We start from the raw sequence: 23,672 nt of genomic DNA, 5'->3' as shown, positions 1-23,672 counted from the left end.
TTTAACGGAATTAATAATTTTTGTATCTTTGGACAGCAAATTTGAATCATGATTATACCCCCAGGCTTCGCCAGTTACTCCGAATATTCCGACCAATTCCTCAGGAACGTAGCTGTAGACAATGTAATTTTTGGGTATCATGAAAAAGAATTAAAAGTACTGCTGCAACAACCTTACACTTTAGAAAAATGGACAGTGACGGGTGGGTACATCAAAAAAACAGAGTCCATCGAAGATGCCGCCAGCAGAATTGCTTTTGACCGCACTGGTATCAAAGGTCTTTACCTGAAGCAATTCGGTTCATTCGGGAACCCTCAGCGTGTAATCGATAATGGCTTTACACCCCAATTTATTGAGAAAATAACAGGTTTTGACCTTCCGGCGGATTCATGGATCTTTGACTATTTTGTTTCCGTAGCGTTCTACACGCTTACCGAGTTTTCGAAAGTAGAATCCACGAAAGGGGAACTGGAGGCAGATTCCAGATGGTGGCCGGTTAATGAACTGCCGCCCATGATGTTTGATCACGGGCATATCATCAATGAAGCATTATCTGCTTTGCGGTTGCACATCGCCCACTTTCCAATCGGCTACGAGTTATTACCGGAGAAATTCACCTTACCCGAGATCCACAGCCTTTATGAAACCATATTGGGTAAATCACTTGATGATCGTAACTTCACCAAAAAACTGTTGCTGACTAAAATCGTTACTAAATTAGACGAAACCCGCAAAATAGGAAGGCATAGGTCGCCCTTCCTTTACAAGTTTGATAAGGAACGCTATCAGGAAGGTCTAAAAAGCGGAGTGTCGTTGGTGTTTTAAAGCTAATATCAGGCAGTTTCTGGCAATTCAAGATTCATCTCCAGCAGTGCATAACTTAAGGTTTTGCCGTGGGTATCCATCACTAAGGAAGTAGTAACGCCGCCTGCCAAAGCCTGCAGGCATACAAACTGCAGCGCGCAAATATTAGGAAGCTCATACCGGACTATTTCGCCATGTATGACCTCTTTGAAATGTTCCTTCACTTTATCCGCAGTAACCAGATTACAGAGCAGTTGATAATCCTTTTCTTCATAAGGTATCAGCGATAAAATCAATGTGTTGCCTTTATCTCCCGCGCGACTGTGCGCTATATCATAAAGTTTAATGCTCATAACTTTTCACTTTTATTGATGGCTTTGTTTTGTTTCTGTCGATCAGAATCGATACAATACCAATCACTTCATTTACATATTTCCGAACTCCTCCGCCACCAGCCGGGCCATTGGTGTAAAGTGCTTCCACTTCTTCGCCTATAGTGGCTGCTTCATTAGCGGTATTGGCCTTGCCGGCAATGCGTAAACGTACTTCATAAGGCTGATAGCCATTTGCCAGCGAAGTGGAATGAACCGACGTATGGCCGATAAAGTCGATTCTTAGATCGGGGAATTGATCAACTAATCTTTGCTGAATTATTTCACCCGCTAACCGGGCTCTTTCCAATGCATTTGCACCAGCATAAGTAATTTGGCCTTCTCCTGTAAAACCTGCTTTATACCCAATACTAACCTTTAGTGTCGATGGTTTTTTGTTGCCATTACCGCCAGTCACCTTGATACGATCTTTTCCATCCTGTTTCAAATAAACTGTGGTGAAATCTGCTGACACATCGGGTGTCATATATTGATGGGGATTTGTTACCTCGTACAGTAGTTGTTCTTTAGCCGTTGCTAAGGTTATACTTCCTCCCGTTCCATCAACTTTGCTTATGGTTGCGTTGCCATCCGGGCAAACATCTGCAAACGGATGCCCCAATGTGCTCATATTCTCCATTGGCTTTTTAACCGGATCAGCAAAATAGCCGCCGGTTATTTGGCCCGCACATTCCATCAGGTGCCCAATTACAGTTCCTTTAGCAATGATATCAGTATCATCCAAAGACCAGCCAAACTCATGTACCAGTGGCGCGACAAATAACGATGGATCGGCAACACGCCCGGTTATGATAATATCGGCGCCTGTTTCCAGCGCTGGTAAAATAGCATCCGCACCTAAATAGGCATTCGCTGAAATGACTTGTCCTGACCGGGAAATAGGATTGCCTGTTTCCATAGCGATCTCATCGCCGCTGATAGATTTCAAAACATCGTCGCCGGTAACTGCCGCTACTTTGATGGAGATGCCTTGTCTTTTTGCTATTTCAATAATTTTACCCGCTGCCGCGACCGGATTTGCCGCCCCCATATTGGTGATGAGGCGGATTTTATTTTTTTTTAGCAAGGGCAACAGCAACGCTATGCGTCGCTCCAGCAGCGGATCATACCCTTGCGCCGGGTCTGTCGCTTTCCTTTTTTGAGCTAACGCGATGGTACGTTCGGCCAGGCACTCCAGCACCAGGTAATCCAAATCACCCTTTTCGGCTAAGATCACGGCGGGTTCGAGCCGGTCTCCCGAAAAACCTGCACCACAACCTATACGGACTTTATCTCTCTGTTTCATTTATATGCTTATCGCCCCAAATGCTATTGCTATTATGGTCATAATTATAGTGGTACCGAAGGCCCATTTGAAAGTGAATTTCTGGTGATCTGACAATTCAACCTCCGACAATCCCACTAAAACAAAAGTTGAGGCGGTTAAGGGGCTTAACGGGAAACCCGTTGTCATCTGTCCTAAAATTGCTGCCCGACCTATTTCTATGGAATTTATGCCATAATGGGTGGCCGCCGTTTTTAAAACCGGGATTACGCCAAAATAATAGGCATCGGGGGTAAAAACCAAACTCAATGGCATACTGGTGACGCCGACCAATGCCGGCAAATAACCTGCATGCTCTTTGGGAATGATGGAAACCATCGATAATGCCATGGCATCAATCATTTTGGTTCCCGTAAGAATACCGGAAAATACCCCTGCCGCAAATACTATGATGGAAACAGAAAATACATTGGCTGCATGTGCCTGTATCCTTTTTCTTTGTTCGGCCTGCGAGGGATAGTTAACCAGTATCGCTACGGCAAAACCGATAATGAATAAAGCCGATGGCGGCGCCAGCGACAAAATAAGCGCCGCGATCAAAACGATGGTCAGAACCGCATTGAACCAGAATAATGCGGGCCGGCGGCTTTCTTTTTGTTCGTCAGAAAGTTCCTGGTGGTGATCGTAATCCAGATGAACAACGCCTAAACGCTTACGCTCTTTTTTGCCAAGCCAAAATGCCACAAATAACACCCAAAGAATTCCGCCGATCATGGACGGGAGAATCGGAATGATCAAATGTGCAGGGTCAGTTTTCATCACATTTAAAGCTCTGGCTACAGTGCCCGACCAGGGCACCAAATGCATAACGCCCGCACTGAGCGCGACGATGCAGGGGAGTATCAGCTTTTTCATCCCCAACTTTTTGTAAATAGGGAATAAAGCAGTGATGGTGATCATAAAAGTGGCCGTACCATCTCCATCCAGGTGAACCAGCATGGCCAAAATGGCGGTTCCCAGGGTAATTTTCAACGGGTCGCCTTTGGCAAGGTTAATAATGCCCCTGATCACCGGGTCAAATAACCCGGTATCAATCATTAGGCTAAAGTATAATACGGCAAAGATCAACAGGATGCCAGTGGGTGCTACCTGTTTGATCCCGCCCAGTACCATTTCGCCTATTTCTTTCGCCCCAAAACCACCGATCAATGCAAATAAAACCGGTACCAGGATCAATGAAAGCAATACCGATAGGCGCCTGGTCAGGATCAACCCTAAAAAGACACAGATGGTTAAAAAGCCGAGGATGGATAGCATAGATTAGAGCATTACGCCATTGGCTTTTAAACGTTTACTAAAATACAAAACCTGGTAAGGCAAGGCATCCTGCCAGAATTCCCAGGTATGGCCGCCTGGCCGTTCTGTATAATCATGCAGGGTATGGTTATATACCAGGCGCCGGTGCAATTCGCGGTTGGGTTCAAGCAGAAAATCCTCTACCCCGATATCCATTACGATGGGCAATCCGTTTTTTCTGATTTGATCAGCCATATTTACCACAGAATAAGGCAGGTAACTATCCGGCGTCATCGGCCCCATTATTTTATCCAGAAACTTTGTAAGCCCATTAAACCGTTCCGGGGTCAGGTTCCAGGTGGTCATATTCGGGTCGAGCGCCCCGCTCATGCTGCCGGCCGCCGCAAATAACTCGGGATGGCGGGTAGAAAGGTAAAGCGAACCATAACCGCCCATGGATAAGCCGGTGATTACCCGTCCCTTTTTGTCTTTGACCGTGTGGTATTTGCTGTCGATAAAAGGAACGACCTCTTTTATAATATAGGTTTCAAATTTGCTGTTGGGATCAACCGGGCTATCGATATAATAACTGAATATTTCTCCTTCCGGCATTACAATAATCATATTGTATTGGTCGGCCAGGTTGCGCACCAGCATCTTATCGGGCGTTTTCAGCAGCCAGTCGTTGAAATGCCCAAAGCCGCCGTGCAACAAGTAAAGTACCGGGAAATCCTTTTTGGTTTTGTAATAACTATCCGGGAACGCGATAGCAGCCTTGTAAGTTTTATTCATCGCCGCGCTCGGTATCTCAACGGTATCCACCTTTGAAGCATAGCATAAAGGGCTGCAAAACATGGCGAGCGCAAAAACATAGCAGAGTCTTCTCATCGTTGATAATTTTTATTGTTTTTTTGGAGCATTGACTATTTTAAGCAGTTCGGCATCCGGGTGATCACGCATTTCACATTTGTTATCCAGGATCATTGTTGCACCATTTGCAGACGTATAGGCGGGCCATTTTGGCAAACCTGGCGTATTGGGATTACCACTCCGGGCAAAACTGATCCAAGCACTGCTTATTTTCGTAGCAAGTGCATAGGCATCCTTGCCACCGCCGGTCATTTCCTCGCAGCGGCGTATATTATCAAACTGGAAAGCGATATCCATACAATGCATAGCTTTGTACCTGCCATCATTAACCGGAGACTGCCAGGTAAACAGGTACATGTAAACCGGTGCCGCACCGCTTAAACCGGATTTTTGATCGGCTTGTTTGATGGCTAATGAGCGAAAACCGAATTCGATATCATTGTATTCAAACGGCTTGCTGGTATTTGGGTAAGCTTGCTTCACAGCTGCCATATATGCGTCGGTCTGGTCGCCATATTTTTTCTGTAAAATAACCTTCACATCTTCTATGGTTTGGCCCTTCGGGGTCGGCGCGAAAGCTGCAAACTCATTTTTAGTGGTACCCACCAGCAGCGGTATATTTTTTGAAAGGTCCATGGCGGCCTGATCGGTTGGCTGATTAGGGAACATATCGCCATCCAGTACCGCGTTCCAGCCCACGTTTGCCGGTTTTCCTTCTTTTCTCAACTCTGTTCCTACTTTTCTTAGCGCCCTATTACCGGCGGCATTCAATTGATCATAGGGTATTTTTTGCAGGGAGTCGACCTGGGAAGCCTGTAAATGTAATTCATCCAGTAAAGCTGCCGCAACCCGTTGCGAAATGGATTTTTCAGTAAAAGAAGTGATATAACTGCCGCTTTCTACGATCGCTTTGTGAAATAGGCCTTTCGCCCTGGCTGTATTCATCATACAGGTTACCTTTCCGCCGCCGCCCGACTGCCCGAATATTGTGACGTTATCCGGATCGCCGCCAAATTGCGCGATGTTGTCTTTTACCCATTGCAAGGCCGCAACGATATCAGCCAGACCGGCATTCCCTGAGTTTTTATATTTATCCCCATAAGCAGAAAGGTCCAGGAAACCCAGGACATTCAACCGGTGATTTATCGAAACAAGTACAACGTCCCCTTTCTTAGCCAGGTTCTCCCCGTCATAGGATGGCAGTTCAATAGACGAGCCGGCCGTAAAGCCGCCGCCATGCAACCACACCATCACCGGGCGTTTCTTCCCGTCATTTAATTTCTGCGTCCATACGTTCAATGTTTGACAATGCTCATTGGAATAACCCAAATCGTGGTTAAAAGCAAATTCAAACGCATCGTTCACTGTCGTAGTCGGATCGGTGGGGCAAACCGGCCCATAGGTCATCGAGCTCCGCTCGTCATTCCAGGCTTTGGGTTTGCGTGGTGCCGTAAAACGGTCAGCTTCCGCATAGGGGATTCCTTTAAAGCTGAAAATTCCATTATGAACATAGCCCCTGACTTTTCCGTTATCAGTAGAAGTGACCGCAATACCTTCACCTGCTTTTATAGGATCGTTACTTTGGCAAAGGGCCGTTAAATTTAAAAAGCAGATGGCTGCCATTAACAACAGTGTTGTTTTTCTTTTCATCATAATTGGTTTTATCAGGAATGACAAATCTATATTTACATCATCAATTCCATCTTTTTTTAGATTGCTGAATTGTATATAAATTTATCGCTTAATTTCCGAAACGTTTCCGAAACCGGAAGCAAACCTGAAATGCCTAAAAATCATATGAAGCTCAAAACGGGAAAGGACGAAATTGTATACCTGCTGACAAAGGTGGTGCTGAAATACGAGGCAGCAACCGGCCAGGGTATTAAGCGAAATACAAACAGAAAGAATTATGAAGACCTGGCGCGGACGTTGAGCGAAATCAGTAACAGCCTACCAAATACCAGTGAAACGTTTTGCCATAATTATTACCCGCCGGGTGAAAACAATGTGTCTGCCGTTTACCCATTTCGTAAATATGACATAACCGGCGGTCAGCTAAAAGATGCTATTAATGGGATCGTGTCGAACCCACGCCCATTTTTGGTTGATGCCTGTTACATTTATTTGTATGGACAGGGCAGAAAGGGTTTTGCACAAAAACCAGTTGATGCAGGGTTAGTGGATGAGGCTGCAACTGTTGAGATGCCAAATATTGATGTGCTTCCTATTGAAGGCAGTAGATTATCGCTGTTAAGAAAGATCAAAACTTATCGGGCAATTGTAATCCTGCTTTGTAGTATTTTATTAGTTGGAGGGATTCTTTGGGCTGAAGAAAATTCAAAGGGAAAAAAACTCTTCCGTGATTTAAGCATTTTGCCCTACCGGCCCTCAAGCGCCGAGATCGACAGCCTGGAGGGAATCTGGCTGTGCTATACCGGATCGCCGCAGGCCCGGACGTATGATGCCGGGCGGTTCCATAAAATTGTTTCTAATATCATGGATGTAAAATACCAGGATGGTTACTTCAAATTCATTCGTTACGGGTCCAATTTCGAACATGCGGGCTATATGCAATTTGAGGCAGCCTGGCTGGTTTCCATTCACTCGCATGTCGTTAACGCCCGGGATAGCATCGAGTCGCCTAAACTATCATTGATGCGTTTGGATGAAGGCAGGCCTTATGTGGATGTCATATCCGCTTCCTGGAACTTTGACCAAGGGAAAAAAAATAGGATCATCGGCATACGGGAGCTTTTCATCAAACAAGGCAAAAGGGGACGGATAGAGGAGATTATAAATACGCCGCAAAACGCAGCTTGTAGTTGTAAAATAATTAAATGGCAATCACCCGGCAATGCAATTCGCTTTTTTTATTTGAAAAATGAACTGCTGGATACGATTGGAGACAAAAGATTGAAACAAACACTCGACGAGAAAAGTATTTTACTTTCTCGGCCCGATGATACATCCTTATTGCTGCCTAAACATTTTACAAATACGCATTGAGGTATTATTCGAATTATAAATGTCTTGGATGCTGATTTGTAATAACGAGGCAATCTCGAGTCAGTTAATTTTTTCTTACCGCTAGGCTGAAAAACTCCCCATAATGGGCTCGAATCTATTTTTATTGTCGCTCGACGATCAACATATATAGAACAGGTTGTTAGCCGGTCTTGTCATTGCTACACACTCCGGTAATATTTAATAGGTTGGGGGCTCCGAACTGTTGCAATTTGGATAAAACATCTTTTACAAACTTCTAAAAGCAATATGCAATTTTGCATATTGCTTTTAATATGATATCATAGCTTATAAAAGGAAGATCATTATACCGCTAATTTTTCTTTTAATTGTTGCATATCACGGCTTATCTTTTTCTCCTGGACCCTGGCGTAAATTTGTGTCGTAGTGATCTTGGTGTGGCCGAGCATCTTACTGACTGTTTCAATAGGGACATCATTACCAAGTGTAACGGTTGTAGCAAATGTGTGCCTTGCTATGTGGGTAGTCAGATTCTTATCAATATCGCACAAGTCAGCAATTTCTTTTAAATACGAATTCATTTTCTGATTGCTTTTCATAGGAAGCAGTTTGTTGGCCACAATACACAGCTCATGATCCTTATATTTGTCGATGATGGCTATTGCTTGTGGCAGCAATGGAACATTTGCGGTGATCTCCGTTTTCGTTCTGCGGGTCTCGATCCACATTTCACCGCCTTTTCGTGTAATGATATGTCCGGGAGTAAGTTTTTGAGCATCCACAAAAGCGTAGCCAGTATAACAGCTAAAGAGAAAGCAATCTCTGACTTCTTCCAGGCGTTTTATCTTAAATTTTTTTGAAGCCAGACGTAACAGCTCTCCTTCGGTCAGTTCGTTGCGGGCTATTTTTCGTGTAGTACATTTAAAGGCCATGAAAGGATTAGAGAATATCCAGCGATTGTTGACGGCTATGGTCATGATCCGTTTAACCCGTTTAATGTATCCCATGACCGTATTATGCTCGATACCTGCCTGAATTTTCAGGAATCTTTCAAAGTTGCTTATAAAGGTAAAATCAAGCTCTTCCAGTGACAGGTCATCTTTATGGTACTGATACTTGATATACTCGTCAACTTTACCCCTTATCGTCTTATACTTTGTCAGCGTCCCTTTAACATAATCTTTGCCTACAAGACTTTCCACATCCCTGTTATGTTCATCAAATGCTTCCAGTAAAGTTTTGCCGGGAGGCGGGAGGGCTTCCTGTCCGGTAAACTTGTTCTTGATCTCTTCGGCAGTAATGGATCCGCCATTCCTGTTCAGTGCAGCATATATCTCGAAGAGATCGTTACTGACCTCATTGATATACCTGTTCGTGATACGGACTTCATCTCCGCTGCCCTTCATAAAACCACTCTTCGCATCCCATTTTTTAAGATTTAACTTCTTTTTCAGAGAAATTTCCGCTCGTTTGCCATCTACAGTCACCCTTGCGTACAGGGGAGCCAGGCCGTTGCTGTCTGCTTTTGCTTTGTTTGTCCAGAAAAGGACTGAAAAACTTCTTGAATTCTTCATAGCCATCATTTTGAATTTGAACCGAATAATAAATTTTGAATTGATTTAACGTGTTTTAACTCATTCAAAATCAATCAATTGCAAGCTATTCGGTTACCTAAATTAATGACTTCCGACAGGTAACCGAATAGCTAACCGAGGGGTCCATTTTCTTTGGTATGAAACGGGCGTTTATGGCATAAAAAAAGCGCCTAAATCATTGATTTAAGCGCTCTCGATGGGTTTTGACACCCTTTTAGCGGAATGGACGGGATTCGAACCCGCGACCCCATGCGTGACAGGCATGTATTCTAACCAGCTGAACTACCACTCCGTTTGGGTGTGCAAATATACACACCATTTTATATTACACAAGTCCTTTTTTCAAAAAAAGTGATTTTGGGTGTTTTTGTATGCTGCTTATTGTAGCAAAACGGCGCCTGATTATTCTTTATCACTGGTGTAATATCCTCTATATCAAAACAAACAAGACTCAATTTGTAATCGTTACAGTTTCTAAATTATTTGAAAAAAATATTTTTTTATTTTACTTCAAAGCTAAAATATTGGCTTGCTGCCTCCCCATTATCATTTATTCCCTGTATTGACCCTACATATTTGCCTTTTTGATCGGAGGTATAAAACGATACAACACCTTTTCCGCCCTGGTTTGTGTAAACATCCGGCGACCAAAACAACAGGCTCCTAAAATCAGGCACCCGGCTTTTCTCTGTCTTTTCGGTATTATAAACCGGCGAATAAAATTCACGCTTTAACTGCATTCCTTCGTAATCAAGCACTACAGCATGCGGATCCATTTCAACACCGCCAAGGTCGCCTTTGTAAGTGGTGTAGCTTAATACCCCTTCAGATACTGATGGACCGTAAAAATATCTTTCTCTTATAACCTCCAGTTTGCGCACTTTTAAGGGGTCGATAGCTATTACCTTATCAATGTTAAATACCGGTACGTCATCAAGCATCACCAATGGGTCACCTTCTAAAAAGCCTTTTTCATTCAATACCTTGATATGGTAACGGCGTTGAGAACGCACTACGTTAACCTCTCTTATATACTCGCGCAGCACCTCTTCCATAGTGGTGAAGCGAGTATAATTATCTAAGAGATAAGTTTTATAGGGGCGCGCATAAAAGCCCGCGCTATCAACACTCGGATCATAAAATCGCTTAATTTCATTATTTGCATATACATTTTGTACTTGCATAGCAAGGCTATGCTCTTCTAAAGCTTTTTGCGCGTTTGGCAGTAAACTATACTTTGGCCAGCTAAATTTGGCATACTGTTCAGAGAAAGGGCTTAATACATCTATCCGAAAAGTAGAATCCCTTTCAGAGTTTGTCTGGGCTACAACTTCGCCGGGACCATATAATTGTTTTGTATTGAATACCAGTCTACCTAACGAATCGCTTTTTGAAACGTATAATTGTACCCTTTTACCCGGCACACTTAAATAAGCTACCACCTCCTTTGCGGGGGTGCCTGTTATGGTGCTTACTATTTTTGCGGTTACAAGGTGGTCATCATACTCGGGTAAAAAAGAGAATGCAGGGGGAGTATTCGCTAATACACTGCTCCAAACAAACCTTCGCCAGCCTTGCGAAAGCATCAGGTTATCCATAGCTGCATCGGCTTCTGTATTGGTATTTTTAAAGTAATAAGCGGCGGATTCAATGCCTCCCCGCAGATCTGATCGCAACCATAGGTAGCTAAATATATCATCGGCATCTATATGCTGTAGGGAATCAACGCGATAAACAGATAGCGACATGTTTGTTGGCATTGCCGCCCCTGATAATCTTTTTGCCGCTACATTAATAGTTACTTTTTTGCGGGTGGAGTATTGAGGCTGATCGGCAGCGGCATCTATAAGTAGCTGTTGTTTGGGGCGTTTAAAATAAAGCCTTTCACAAACGGGTTGTTGGGCACTGTTGAAAATGGTAATATGAGATACGCCATCGCCCAGTTTACTTTTGTCAATTGTAAAGCTGGCCAATCCGGAGTTAAATGAATTACTCTCCGCAACTTTTACCAATTGCCTGGTATGCGCAAAAAGGAATACCTCGCCGCCTGTAGCATTGCTATTCACGGTAACCTCCAGGCTTGGTCCGTTATCTTTTAATTGCATCACATAGCCCCGGCTGTTAATTTCAGGCAGTTCCTTAACAACGGAAATGCCTGAGCCGGTTTTAATGATTGCTTTATAGGTATTATTAGCAACGGGCGTAAACGTAAAATTGCCCATACCAAATTTTAACGGCTGGAAACGGACTACGGTATCATTATGCTGATCAATTAGGGCTCCGCGGTACAGGGCAAGACCCTCTCCATTAGTTGTGGTAACTTTGAAGGCTACTTTGCTGGTTAAGCCGGTCACAAGGTTGCCGCCTTCCGGAAAAAATTGAACGTCATAAGCAGGGGCAATTTCCTTTGCCAGTACATCGGGCGATTTTAAGGGGTTTATGATAGTGATGCTTTTTTCGAAATAATAATCGGGACTGAAATTTTTCATCCAATTGGTATAGGCCCTCAATTTGTAATTGCCGTTGCTTACAGATACCGGAATATATAATGACCCACTGCCTGCGCCATTTTTCATGGCAATTTTAGCCTGTACAACAGCGCTGTGGCCATTATCTATCACATCAACATAAACTACCTTGCTCAGGCTAAATGGCCTGTGTAAAGCAGCGTCAACGGCATAAATCTTAAACCATATAATTTCGCCGGGCAGGTAGGTGCTTTTATCCGTATGTACAAAAACTTTTTCCTGTACTGTTGCCTGCTGGTATTGGTTAAAGCTGTTCCTGATCTGATTTATCGCCTGCGCAAAGCAAGTTGTTTGCCAAAGCAGCAGTATCCCAATTGATAAGGCTGTAATTTTAGCAGTTTCCTTAAAATTTTTCATAGCCAAAAACTGGTTTGTTTAATGTTTTCATGTAAGTGATATTTCATAGTGCTCACCGTAAATTTTTTAATAGCATAACTTTGTTTATGGTTTCCAGAATGCTGGTGGCTGTGATAGTCCCCGTATCCTGCAATCTGTACATTCCAGCGTCGAAAAAATATATCCTATCACAAAACCTTGATACACTATTGGCGCAATAGGAATCCCACCTCCGTCAATAATGCTTCCTTGTACTTCATGGAGCATGTTTTTAGGATTGAAATTAAGCGCCGAATCAATCTCGCAGCTATATGGGTATTTAGGAAACCAGGTTATCGGTAATTGACTGTTATCGACAAAGATCCGTTTTTGCTGCACGTTTGTAATGCTGATGTAGCCAATTACCGGCTCTGCAGCATTAGTTACGCTATGAATATTGCCCTGCAGTTGCGAAGGCTGGGCATCAAATATACTTCCAAGTTGTTCGGTGTTTTTTTTGATGTTTTCCCAAAACGCATATGCCTCTTTGGTTAGGGCATATTGCTTTACCAAAACAGAATACCTAACCGATATCTTCTCTGATGTGGATGGAATAGTTGTTAACGGAGCCTGAAATATAACGTCGGACACGAGTTTGGCAGATGAACTTATCAGGATGTTACTTGATAAATCATTTGTATAGCAATAGTATGATGCTTCACTTTCTTTGCGGGCTCTTATTGATTTGGTAACCGGATCAACCAGAAAGCCGGATTCATACCGGGAATGAAACTTCCATGTTTCTTCAAAATCCCAACGGTAGTAGCGGGTACTATTAGTGGCATCATGAGTGCTAACGTATAAATTAAGGTTGCTCCCCTTGGGTACAAAACCAACGCTATCAATAGGTGGTGTTTTTCTTACCTCGATATAGTCGGATGCGTATTCTTTTTCGTTGTGAGCTATATGGAGCCTGTATTTTTTTGATTGATTAAGATTCAACCCGCCCCCGGAAGCATATTTACCATTGCCTTGTGAAATTAACGCTATTGAATTACCTGCCTCATCCTGTATGGTAACCGCATAATCATTCAACGCCGAGGTTTGTACGCCGTCGCTTAAATTAACTGTCTGGCTCAGGCTGATAACTGTAGGGTCGCTGCCCGCGTTTATTACACCCTCAACAACAAGGTAATTATTGTTACTGGAGATAACTGTTGGGTTATAAGGTTTTTTGCACGTGGTGATCATGACGCCCAGCACCAGCAAATACAACATATATTTAGGCTTCATCATTTTAATAAATTATTTCCAAAAAACGGGGGCCTCTATTCTCCCTCTCACTCTGCAATCAGTACATTCAACACTTGATGCCGTATATCCAATAATATGAAATCCATCCGGGCTTATGGTTGAAATTGGTATTAGCGTACCTTCAATAATTCGGTTCTCCACATCATTTGATCCTGTGTGTAGGTTTGTAAAAAAAGCCGAATCAATTTGGCAGGAACCATTATACTCGGGTCGCCATTCATAAGGGAAAACACTATTTGATATAAATATCCTCTTGGTTTGTACATTAGTTACACTTACATAACCAATAACCGGTTCGGCAGGGTTGGTAACATTATGAATATTCCCGTTAATTTCTGATGGTTGCGGATCAAATATACTTCCCAGCTGTTCTGTGTTTTTCCTTATATTTTCCCAAAAAGCATATTCTTCTTTTGTGAGCGCATATTGTTTTAGGAGGATGCTGTATCGTATTTCCAGTTTTTCTGAAGTTGGAGGGATTAAAATTATGGGGTTATCTGATATTACATCTTGCCTCAATTTTGCCGATGACGCCAAAACAATATTGCTTGATCTATCGCCGGCATAACAATAATAGATCATCTCATCATTATTTCTGTATACTATCTTTCCGTCCCTAACTATCAGCCCCGAATTGAATTGAGAATGAAAGCGCCACGTTTCTTCATAAGCCCAGCGGTAATAGCGGGTATTGTTACTGGGATCATGGGTGTTTGAATTAATTTGCAGGCCCTTGCTGGTTATTTTATAACCAATACTATCAATAGGTGGTGTTGGTTTTACAGCTACATAATCAGACACATATTCATTCCCTATCGCTTTAATGTGGAGGCGATATTTTTTTGAGTTATCCAGATTTAGGGAAATCGCTACATAACGCCCTGTATTAAGTTCCGCTAAGGGATAACTTGCTCCTCCTTCGGCCTCGACATGTACCTGTGCACCTGACACCAAAGCCGAGGACGGATTTTGTGAAAGGTTTACCGTTTTGCTTAAAGTAATAATGGTTGAGTCTGCGCCACTATTTATAACTCCCTCAACCACAAGGTAGCTGCCCGGTGCAACTATGGCTGGTGGAGTATACGGTTTTCGGCAACCGCTAATAACGCAGCCCAGTAATATAAAAAACCATATATATTTATTCTCTATCATAATTCCCAAAAATCTGGTGCATCAATGTGGCCTCTTAGTCTGCAATCAACGCATTCAATTGGCGCTGCCTTATAACCTATGGTTACACCCCGCGGACTAATTATTGGCGATACCGGGATATAGCCCAGTCTAAATATGAAAAAGTCAACGTCATTTGCCCCCGTGAGGGCATTTATAAAGAAAGCGCTGATTACTTCACATTCATCGGCATAAACGGGGTAGTAATTATCCGGAAAACGGTTGTTTGTAATAAATAGCCTTTTAGTTTGCGTGTTGGTTACGCCTATATAGCCAATAACCGGCTCTGAAGGGTTGGTAATGCCATGTATGTTCCCTTTTAATTGCGATGGCTGCGCATCGAAGATGCTGCCAAGTTGTTCGGTATTTTTTTTAATGTTTTCCCAAAATTGATATTCCTCTTTTGTTACGGCGTACTGTTTAAGGAGGATGCTATATTTTATTTGTAATTTTTCTGACCGGGGCGAAATAATTGTAATCGGGATTTGTGAAATAATATCCTGCTGTAATTTTTCTGTTGAACCTAAAACTATATTGCTTGATTTATCGCCTGCAAAGCAATAATAGATCTGTTCTTCGGGTTTTCTTGGTACAATATCTGTTCCTTTAACTATTGATTCCGAGTTGCGTTGCGCGTGAAATTGCCAGGCCTCTTCATACGCCCAGCGGTAATATCGTGTACTATTGGCCGGGTTATGGGTATTAACATTAACCTGCAAACCTTTGTCTGTTATTCTATAAGTAATGCTATCAATAGGTGGCGTCGGCCTTACAGCAACGTAATCAGATGCATATTCATTAGAAGCAGCCGTTTTAATATGCAGGCGGTATTTTTTTGTTTTGTCGAGATTTAGGGCGATAGCGAGATAGCGCCCGGCTTTAAACTCCTGTAACGGATAGCTTGTGCCGCCTTCATTTTCCACCGTTACCTGTGCATTTGTTTCAAAAGCCGACGAGTCTTTGATTGCAATGTTTATCGTTTTGCTTAAAGTTATAATTGTTGAATCGGCACCACTGTTAATAACTCCCTCAACCACCAGGTAACTGCCGGGAGCCAGTATAGCTTTAGGAGTATAAGGTTTACGGCAGGCCACTATTGCGGTGAGCAATGCTAAAAAAACCATATAATTACCCCTTTTGTTCATACCCGTTAAAACCTGATATTGTAATTGATGAACGGAATTGGCTTTGCAAATATCGAAAGCTTATAGCCACTTATTACGCCGCTTTGCTCGGTAAAATAGGTTGAGTAGGCATTTTGCCTCCCGGTAAGGTTATAAACGCCTATAGTGAACGAGTTATGCGTTAGTTGATGCACCTTATGATTGCCTTCGATATTCATTGAAAAATCCGACCGGAAGTAATCCGGGATTCGATATTGATTACGGTCTGAATAGTATACGCGCTCCGATCCGCCATACTCATACTTGGCAACCGGCAATGTTATTGGCCTGCCTGTACTATAGGTAACATTTAATGATATGCTAAACCTGTGCGAAAACCGGTAGTTACCTATGAAATTAAAATCGTGCGGTTTATCAAAATTGGCAGGATAATAAAGTCCGCCGTTAATTAGTTCGCCCTCATTAGGATCAGTTTGCCTTAAAAATGTACGGGAATAGGTGTAGCTTATCCAGCCATTTGCTTTACCTGTGGTTTTTTTAATCAAAAACTCAATACCATACGCTTTGCCCTGTGTAGCCAGCACATCGTTTTCTATATGATGATTAAGTACCAGGTTGGCGCCGCTGCGGTAATCAAGGTAATCTCTTAACCGTTTATAATAAACTTCTACCGAGGTTTCGATCGTGTTTGATTTTAGGTTACGGTATATCCCCAGTGATACCTGGTCGCCGTATTGTGGTTTTATATTAGGATCGCTCAGCTGCCATACATCGGTTGGCGCAATAGCGGTGGTATTGGATAGTAAATGAATGTATTGCCTTAGCGTGTTGTACCCCCCTTTTAACGATGTATTATCTCCTAACTGATACCTACCCGAAAGCCTGATCTCGGGCCCTGAATATGTTTTAATGAACTTGCCGCTGCTATAGTTGGTGCTATCCAGCAAGTTTGAACTTGTTTTAGGTAAATTTGGCGCATAATTGTATACCGTTTGTGGCCCCAGGAAACTATATAAAGAATAGCGTACGCCGCCACTTACGGAGAAATCTTCGGTAAAATCATATTTATCGCCAACATACAATGCACTTTCCAGCGCACGCTGCGTTGGGATCACATCCGGCGCCACCAGTGATTTGGGATTATTGGGCTGGTAATTACCCGGATGCAGTTTATAAAAGATAGAACTCAATCCAAAATTAACCGTGTTTTTACGATTTAGATAATAGGTAAAATCGGCCTTGAAATTAGTTTGATTAATATCAAAGTTGAGTTTGTATGCATTTACAGGGTTATCAAAACTGGCTATATTATATTGGTACCTGTCAATACCTGCCCCTATAACACTAAACAACTTATCGTTAAAATTATGCTTCCATTTAATGTTGGCGTTCCTGTTGCTGTAACTATAGGAAGTATCGCTGTTTAATTTAAATTTATCCTTGCTTAGATAAGTGGATACATAGATATTGTTTTTATCATCTATCTGATGGCTTATATCAAGGTTTAAGTCATAAAATGAGGCCTGGCTGTGCTTGTATGCTTCTGGCAATAGCTTTAATAACCAATCGGAATAGGTGGTGCGGCCACCAAATGAAAATGAAGTTCTATCCTTAAAAATAGGCCCTTCAACATTAAGCCTGCTGGTAATTAAACCAATGCCTGCCGATCCTGTAAACTTCTTTTTATTACCCTCGCGGTTGGTAACATCGAGTACGGATGATAAGCGCCCGCCAAATTTTTCGGGGATGCTGCTTTTATATAGCTCTATATCTTTTACTATATCGGGGTTAAACGAGGAGAAGAAACCAAAGAAATGTGATGGATTATAAATGGTAGCATCGTTCATTAAAATAAGGTTCTGATCTGCCGAACCGCCACGAACGTTAAAGCCTGTGGTAGCTTCGCCCACTGATTGTACGCCGGGAAGAGTTAGCACCACCCGTAATACATCTGCTTCACCAAAAACGGTGGGCACTTGTTTAATGCTTTTGATATCGAGCCGGTTAACGCCTAATTGCACATTACGAACGTTGGCTACCTTCTCGGCCGATATTTTTACCTCTTTTAAGCTGGTCACCTGTTCCTTCATTTCGATGATCATTTTACCATCCGAATAAAGCACAATCTGGCGGCGTGTGTCGCGCATGCCCAAGCCCCTCACACTTAAAATTTGCCTTCCTTTTGGCAGCGAAAGGGTAAAATACCCAAACTGATCTGAGGCTACGCCAGTTTTGGTATTGGTAACATATATACTGGCACCTACTACGGCTTCGCCCGATTTGCCATCACGTACATAGCCCGATAAGGTGGCATTTCCGGCACCAATTGTGTTTGTCTTGGTACCAATTTCATACAGCTTGTTTTCTGTAGTCGCTTCAGGAACAACTTTTTCTTTGGTATCGGCAAAATCTTTAACTTGTGTGGCAACATTATTTTTTTGGGTTTCTGCTCCTGTTTTAATTCCAAAAAAGCCGGCAGCAAGCGATAGTTGTATTTCGCGTCCTTTTGTGAGAAAAACCTCGTGATTAACCGTAATTGCGTAATGAAATGCAGTGTTTTTAAAAGCCGCATCGAGCACAGTTTCTATAGATTTATTATCTGCCTGTACAGTTACCTTTAAACTATCAAATTTTGTAGGCTCATAATAGAAGTGATATCCGGTTTTTGCCTCAAGCTCGGTAACAAACTGCTCAATAGTGGCCTGTTGAAAGTTTACACTTATAGTTTGTACCGTTGTTTGTTGGGAATATCCCACTTTTAGCAGGATCAAAAAGCAAAAACTTAAAAAGTAAATTTTTTTCATCAGTATATTTTAATGTTCACACTATACTACTATACCCCTTAAGGTTTATGCATGGAATATCAAACCATAAAAAAGACTTTAGATCTTGATTATACTTTATTTATAACACCGCGTAACTTTATCTAACCAGTTGATCGTATTCTGCAGCTATCATACGCATGGCCAATTCAGGATTATCTCTAAACTTAATTTTATTAGCCTTGATGTATTGCTGCAGTTCTTTTTTCTTATCCTTTAATATTTTCAGGAAAGAGCTTTGCCCGCTTATGCTGTAATAGTTATTGCCTTTTTTAAGAAAATAATTTTTGGAGGCAGCAGTAAAAAAAGTTTCGAGCGTTGTTTGCGTAGAGATGGTTTGAATACTTTTTGACCACCTGGTTAAAACCTGGAGGTTGCCCTTGTATACCTCATCGTAAAATCCTGTATCTATTGATGCCGCTTTGTTTAGCGAATCCGGAGCCACATATACAAAATGATGTGCAAGAAGATCAAAGCTTTGTACTCTTGATTTCAACAAGCTATATTTAGAAAATCCGTTATATAGCAATACAACAACTTTGTCTTTGTTCAAATCATACATCATGGCTATGTTCGGGTAAAATATGCCATCGTAATTAACCGAGCCTGGCCTGAATGCATTTATATCCAAAAAAAAGGCATTGCTTTTTATATATGGATCGTAAAACTCATATTCTGGTCCGTTGTAAAGGCGAGACATTTGGCCTATGGAGGAGTTGTAAGTGCTAACTAAGTGGCCTACCGCAATTTTTTGCATAGTACTATCGTCGGTCACCGTTTGGCTTAGGGCACGGTCACTTAAAAAAAGGCAGACGATAAAAAAGCACAGGAGTGGTTTATTTATCATTTAGGTTTTATAAAGATGAAATGTACATTACTTTTATTAATAATCAAATATTGAATGGAAAACCCATCTAATATTTAATGTATTAATTATGTTACACGAAATGAGCACTTAATAATATTACGCAAGCCTAAAACCCTTTGTAACACTGCATGTTAAATATTTATATTTTAGAGAGATGGACGATGCATACGAAGGTATTCCTGAACAGCGCGATGGCGGAATAACCGATTTTATTCACTTTGCCGATTTGAAAACCCGACAACAGGCACATGCCCTTTTTTTACTGGCTAAAAGCCGTTTAAAGGATATATCCAACTGGCATCAGCTCAGCGGACCAGGTTCATCAAAATTTTCGCTTACAGATGCGCAGGGGAATGAATTATACCGAATGGCGGAGAAAGGCGATTATTTTTATGTTGATTTACCTGCGCCAGGCTCTATAGCGGGGGGCGGCCTCGATTGGGTTATGATTGAAGATATACAGGAAGTTGGAAATGCAGAAGCCGAAAGCGAGTTTATAACCATTACCGTAAGGCCCGTGGTGAACCCCAGGAAACCAGGACAGGCAGTCGCCAATTTTTATGATCATGGTGCAACTAACACTTTTATTGTTGAGCGGTACTTAAACCACGTTAGCGCTGCTGTGCATGGGCGTAACGAAGTAATTAATAATAGGGATACTAATATTTATGATACTGTCAGAAATACCGTCATTGCCCTTACCGCGCGGGAAGGGCTGTCAGGCCCGCAGTGGAAAGCGCTGGTGGAAGGGCTGCTGCAAGAGTAGACGTGCAGATTGTTTAGCATTGTAATTACGCAATGGGCCGGTAGAAACGGCCGTTGCCTTATGCCGAGCCCTACTGTATGTACACAAGGTTGTTAGCATGGCTATAATTTGGCTAAAGCCACCGAGGCTCTTTATTTATCCGTCCCATAAATGGGACGGCAATGAATTAAACCACTGTTTGCCTTCAATTCTTCATTGCCGTTGGTTTCAACCAACGGATAGAAAGGATATACAATGATGACTTTAGCCTAAATAATCCGCATTTTAGGACAGATGTGATTGTCTTGGCTCCGTAGGCGCCTCCTTTTTAAAAGCGACTTCCCTGGTGCCGGGGCTTGGGAAATTACGCCGCTATGTATGAATGGCTGCCCAATGGTACAAAAAAAGGCCGATCTGTTGAAGACCGGCCTTTGTATTTATGAGTAAGTATTGTATTACAACTTACGTTTAACTTCTACATTTTCATAAGCTTCAACAATGTCGCCTACTTCAATATTATTAAAGTTGTGGATATTTAAACCGCACTCGTAACCGGTTAATACTTCTTTCACATCATCTTTAAAGCGTTTCAGTGAAGCAAGTTCGCCGGTGTAAATTACTACACCATCACGTACTATACGTATTTTGCTGTTACGGTTAATTTTACCATCCAACACCATACAACCTGCAATTGTACCAACCTTGCTAATCTTGAAGGTTTCACGTATTTCAACGTTAGCCACAATTTTCTCTTCAAATGTTGGTGCAAGCATACCTTCCATCGCCGCTTTTATCTCATTGATAGCATCGTAGATGATAGAGTAAAGCCTGATATCGATCTGCTCTGCCTCGGCAAGTTTACGGGCACTTCCTGACGGACGAACCTGGAAACCTATAATGATGGCATCAGATGCAGAAGCCAGCAATACGTCTGATTCGGAGATCTGACCTACAGCTTTTGATATGATGTTAACCTGTATCTGCTCGGTAGAAAGTTTCAGTAATGAATCTGATAAAGCTTCTATTGATCCATCCACATCACCCTTAACAATAATATTAAGTTCCTTAAAGTTACCAACTGCCAAACGACGGCCGATTTCATCAAGTGTAATATGTTTCTGTGTACGTAAGCCTTGTTCGCGTTGTAATTGTAAACGTTTGTTGGCAATTTCACGTGCCTCAACTTCATTTTCCAATACGTTAAACTTATCACCTGCCGTTGGTGCACCTTGCATACCCAACACCTGTACCGGTGTTGATGGCCCTGCAGATTCAACCCTTTGGCCACGCTCATTGGTTAATGCCTTAACACGCCCGCTGTAGCAACCCGCTAAAATTGGATCGCCCACTTTTAAACGTCCTGCCTGTACCAGGATAGTGGTAACAATACCACGACCTTTATCTAAAGCTGCTTCAATAACCGTACCTACAGCACGTTTATTAGGGTTGGCTTTAAGTTCTAATATCTCTGCTTCAAGTAATACTTTCTCTAATAGCAAGTCAACATTTAAACCGGTTTTAGCCGATATTTCCTGCGATTGGTATTTACCACCCCACTCTTCAACCAAAATGTTCATAGCCGATAGTTGCTCACGGATCTTATCCGCATTGGCACCTGGCCTGTCAATTTTATTGAAAGCGAAGATGATTGGAGCACCTGCAGCCTGCGCGTGGTTTATGGCCTCGCGGGTTTGCGGCATCACGCTATCATCAGCGGCAATTACTATAATTACAATATCTGTAACCTGTGCACCCCTTGCACGCATGGCGGTAAACGCCTCGTGACCCGGTGTATCCAGGAATGTTATTTTTCCTTTATTATCAGGCAATGTTACTTCATAGGCACCAATGTGCTGGGTAATACCCCCGGCTTCGCCACCTATAACGTTTGTTTTGCGGATAAAATCAAGCAATGATGTTTTACCGTGATCGACGTGACCCATGATGGTAACGATTGGCGCACGTGCAACCAGGTCTGCCGGATCATCAGGCTGATCAAGGTTGGCCTCTTCATCCTGTGGTTTAACAAACTCAACCTGGTAACCAAATTCATCAGCCACAATGGTTAATGTTTCTGCATCAAGCCTTTGGTTGATAGATACGAACATGCCCAGGCTCATACAAGTGGAGATGATCTGCGTTACAGATACATCCATCATGCTGGCCAGCTCATTCGCTGTAACAAACTCGGTAACCTTCAGTACTTTGGATTGCAGTTCCTGCTCCATTGCCAATTCTTCGGCGGTAGCGGCAACATCATCACGTTTTTGACGACGGAACTTAGCCCGTTGTGCAAATTTTCCTGATTTTCCTGCACCACTTAAGCGGGCAAGTGTTGCTTTAATCTGATCCTGTATATCTTTTTCAGATGGTTCTTCCTTAGGGCCTGTGCTTTGAGGGGCATTACGGTTATTCCTGAAATCAGGACGATTGCCGCCACCCTGGCTTGGGCCGCCATTTCCGGGCGCACCATTAGTCCTGTTCCTGAAATCAGGACGATTTGGATTAATAGTTCCACCACCTGACGGTGTGTGCGGAGGATGGTTACCGCCGCCGCCACCTTGCTGGTTATGCGGAGGATGATTACCACCGCCACCTTGCTGTGGATTTCCCTGGTTATCTTTACGTTTTCTTTTGCGTTTATGATCAGCGCTGTTGGCGTTTGATGATGATGCTATAGGATTACGCTTCGGCGCACTAACAGGTAATTGTATTTTACCAATAATGTTAGGGCCGGTAAGTCTTTCGGCTTTTGCCCTAATAACTTCATCCTCAGTATCAACAACAGGAGCTTCGGCTGGTTTTTCTGCAACCGGGGCTGGTACAACCACTGCCGGTGTAACAGGAGCCTGTACAACCGGAGCTTTAGGCTCTTCAACCTTTGGGGTCTCTGCCTTTGGCGTTTCAACTACCGGAGTCTCTACCTTTGGAGCTTCAACCTTGGGGGTTTCGGCAACAACCGGTTTCGGAGCTTCTACAACAGGAACTTCCGCTACTATTTCTTTTGGGGCCTCAACTTTTGGCTCAGGTTTCGGTTCCGGAGCTACTACTTCTGGCTTCGGAGCCTCTACTTTGGGCTCAACAACCGCTGGTTTTTCAGCAACAGGTTGTGGCTTCGCATTTAAGTTATTAAGGTCAATTTTCCCAACTACCTTAACACCTGGCAATACATCGCTACGATCCTCGGTTTTTTCGTGTGCAACAGGCTCAACCGGTTTTGGTTTTTCTGTTTGCGGTGAAGTGTACTGACCGGTGTTTTTGATCAATATTTCTTCGTTCTCAAAATCCCTTGAACGGCGGTTTTCGACTGGCTTTTCCGGAAACGGCGCAGGATCTTCTTTCCGTATCTTTCCGATACTGATCTGCTTAGCTTCCTCTTTAATGCTTTTGTCCACAGCAAACTCCTTCAACAATGCGTTGTACATGTCGCCATTCAGCTGGGCCATAGGTTGCTTGTCAACCTTGTAACCTTTTGTAGCCAAAAAATCGACAATGGTACCCATACCAATGTTGAGTTCTTTTACTGCCTTAATTAATTTTATTGATTTGTCTTCTGACATTTATTATATTTTCTCTGCTA

The 23,672-nt window shown here is 42.6% G+C and carries 16 protein-coding genes and 1 tRNA gene; 3 read left to right on the top strand and 14 right to left on the bottom strand.

The window, feature by feature from the left end; all coding sequences use genetic code 11:
• The first annotated feature begins 48 nt into the window (after nucleotides 1-48).
• Nucleotides 49-825 (top strand): NUDIX hydrolase, encoded by a 777-nt coding sequence (locus tag AC1D0K_RS17365; RefSeq protein ID WP_477398137.1) that lies wholly within the window; start codon nucleotides 49-51, stop codon nucleotides 823-825.
• A gap of 8 nt (nucleotides 826-833) precedes the next feature.
• Here AC1D0K_RS17365 and AC1D0K_RS17360 read toward each other — a convergent pair whose 3' ends face one another.
• Genes AC1D0K_RS17360 through AC1D0K_RS17340 form a run of 5 tightly spaced genes read right to left on the bottom strand, consistent with a single transcriptional unit; the run spans nucleotide 834 to nucleotide 6,279 of the window.
• Nucleotides 834-1,157, bottom strand: coding sequence for an AtuA-related protein (locus AC1D0K_RS17360; RefSeq protein ID WP_477398135.1), 324 nt, complete (start codon nucleotides 1,155-1,157; stop codon nucleotides 834-836).
• Nucleotides 1,147-2,481 (bottom strand): acyclic terpene utilization AtuA family protein, encoded by a 1,335-nt coding sequence (locus tag AC1D0K_RS17355; RefSeq protein ID WP_477441281.1) that lies wholly within the window; start codon nucleotides 2,479-2,481, stop codon nucleotides 1,147-1,149. Before AC1D0K_RS17355 ends, AC1D0K_RS17360 begins: the two co-directional genes overlap by 11 nt.
• The gene (locus AC1D0K_RS17350) at nucleotides 2,482-3,777 is read right to left on the bottom strand and encodes a CitMHS family transporter (RefSeq protein ID WP_477398131.1); all 1,296 of its coding nucleotides are present in this window, start codon (nucleotides 3,775-3,777) and stop codon (nucleotides 2,482-2,484) included. It abuts the gene before it with no gap.
• 3 nt (nucleotides 3,778-3,780) lie between these two features.
• Nucleotides 3,781-4,644, bottom strand: a complete 864-nt coding sequence (locus tag AC1D0K_RS17345; RefSeq protein ID WP_477398129.1) for an alpha/beta hydrolase — start codon at nucleotides 4,642-4,644, stop codon at nucleotides 3,781-3,783.
• A gap of 12 nt (nucleotides 4,645-4,656) precedes the next feature.
• Nucleotides 4,657-6,279 carry a carboxylesterase/lipase family protein gene (locus tag AC1D0K_RS17340; RefSeq protein WP_477463086.1) on the bottom strand — a complete coding sequence of 541 codons (1,623 nt, stop codon included), beginning with the start codon at nucleotides 6,277-6,279 and terminating at the stop codon, nucleotides 4,657-4,659.
• A 144-nt stretch (nucleotides 6,280-6,423) separates the two neighbouring features.
• On the opposite strand from AC1D0K_RS17340, the gene AC1D0K_RS17335 reads away from it, so the two are divergent.
• Complete coding sequence (locus tag AC1D0K_RS17335; protein WP_477441277.1) at nucleotides 6,424-7,632, top strand: hypothetical protein; 1,209 nt, start codon at nucleotides 6,424-6,426, stop codon at nucleotides 7,630-7,632.
• 323 nt (nucleotides 7,633-7,955) lie between these two features.
• On the opposite strand, the gene AC1D0K_RS17330 is transcribed toward AC1D0K_RS17335, so the two are convergent.
• The 8 genes from AC1D0K_RS17330 to AC1D0K_RS17295 all read right to left on the bottom strand — a co-directional run bounded on the left by AC1D0K_RS17330 (nucleotide 7,956) and on the right by AC1D0K_RS17295 (nucleotide 19,326).
• A complete protein-coding gene (locus tag AC1D0K_RS17330; protein ID WP_477395667.1) occupies nucleotides 7,956-9,185 on the bottom strand; it encodes a site-specific integrase in 1,230 nt (409 codons plus the stop codon).
• A gap of 239 nt (nucleotides 9,186-9,424) precedes the next feature.
• Nucleotides 9,425-9,498 (bottom strand) — tRNA-Asp (locus AC1D0K_RS17325).
• Between the two features lie 208 nt (nucleotides 9,499-9,706).
• Nucleotides 9,707-12,091, bottom strand: a complete 2,385-nt coding sequence (locus AC1D0K_RS17320; RefSeq protein WP_477441275.1) for a hypothetical protein — start codon at nucleotides 12,089-12,091, stop codon at nucleotides 9,707-9,709.
• A gap of 84 nt (nucleotides 12,092-12,175) precedes the next feature.
• Nucleotides 12,176-13,345: a DUF4249 domain-containing protein gene (locus AC1D0K_RS17315; protein WP_477395671.1), complete on the bottom strand. Its 1,170-nt coding sequence runs from the start codon at nucleotides 13,343-13,345 to the stop codon at nucleotides 12,176-12,178.
• A gap of 9 nt (nucleotides 13,346-13,354) precedes the next feature.
• Nucleotides 13,355-14,515, bottom strand: coding sequence for a DUF4249 domain-containing protein (locus AC1D0K_RS17310; RefSeq protein ID WP_477395673.1), 1,161 nt, complete (start codon nucleotides 14,513-14,515; stop codon nucleotides 13,355-13,357).
• On the bottom strand, nucleotides 14,512-15,678 hold the full coding sequence (locus tag AC1D0K_RS17305; protein ID WP_477395675.1) for a DUF4249 domain-containing protein: 1,167 nt from the start codon (nucleotides 15,676-15,678) through the stop codon (nucleotides 14,512-14,514). The genes AC1D0K_RS17310 and AC1D0K_RS17305 overlap by 4 nt, the downstream gene beginning before the upstream one ends.
• Before the next feature lie 5 nt (nucleotides 15,679-15,683).
• Nucleotides 15,684-18,461: a TonB-dependent receptor gene (locus AC1D0K_RS17300; RefSeq protein ID WP_477395677.1), complete on the bottom strand. Its 2,778-nt coding sequence runs from the start codon at nucleotides 18,459-18,461 to the stop codon at nucleotides 15,684-15,686.
• A 118-nt stretch (nucleotides 18,462-18,579) separates the two neighbouring features.
• Nucleotides 18,580-19,326, bottom strand: a complete 747-nt coding sequence (locus AC1D0K_RS17295) for a hypothetical protein (RefSeq protein WP_477395679.1) — start codon at nucleotides 19,324-19,326, stop codon at nucleotides 18,580-18,582.
• Between the two features lie 175 nt (nucleotides 19,327-19,501).
• Between AC1D0K_RS17295 and AC1D0K_RS17290 the strand changes: the two genes are divergently transcribed.
• Nucleotides 19,502-20,113, top strand: coding sequence for a hypothetical protein (locus tag AC1D0K_RS17290; RefSeq protein WP_477395681.1), 612 nt, complete (start codon nucleotides 19,502-19,504; stop codon nucleotides 20,111-20,113).
• 434 nt (nucleotides 20,114-20,547) lie between these two features.
• Here AC1D0K_RS17290 and infB read toward each other — a convergent pair whose 3' ends face one another.
• Nucleotides 20,548-23,652: a translation initiation factor IF-2 gene (infB, locus tag AC1D0K_RS17285; protein WP_477395683.1), complete on the bottom strand. Its 3,105-nt coding sequence runs from the start codon at nucleotides 23,650-23,652 to the stop codon at nucleotides 20,548-20,550.
• Between the last annotated feature and the right edge of the window lie 20 nt (nucleotides 23,653-23,672).

The sequence above is a fragment of the Mucilaginibacter sp. P1_A3 genome, from assembly GCF_056406855.1.
Note: the sequence above shows the minus strand (reverse complement) of the source record. Positions and strands in the feature narration are given on the sequence as shown.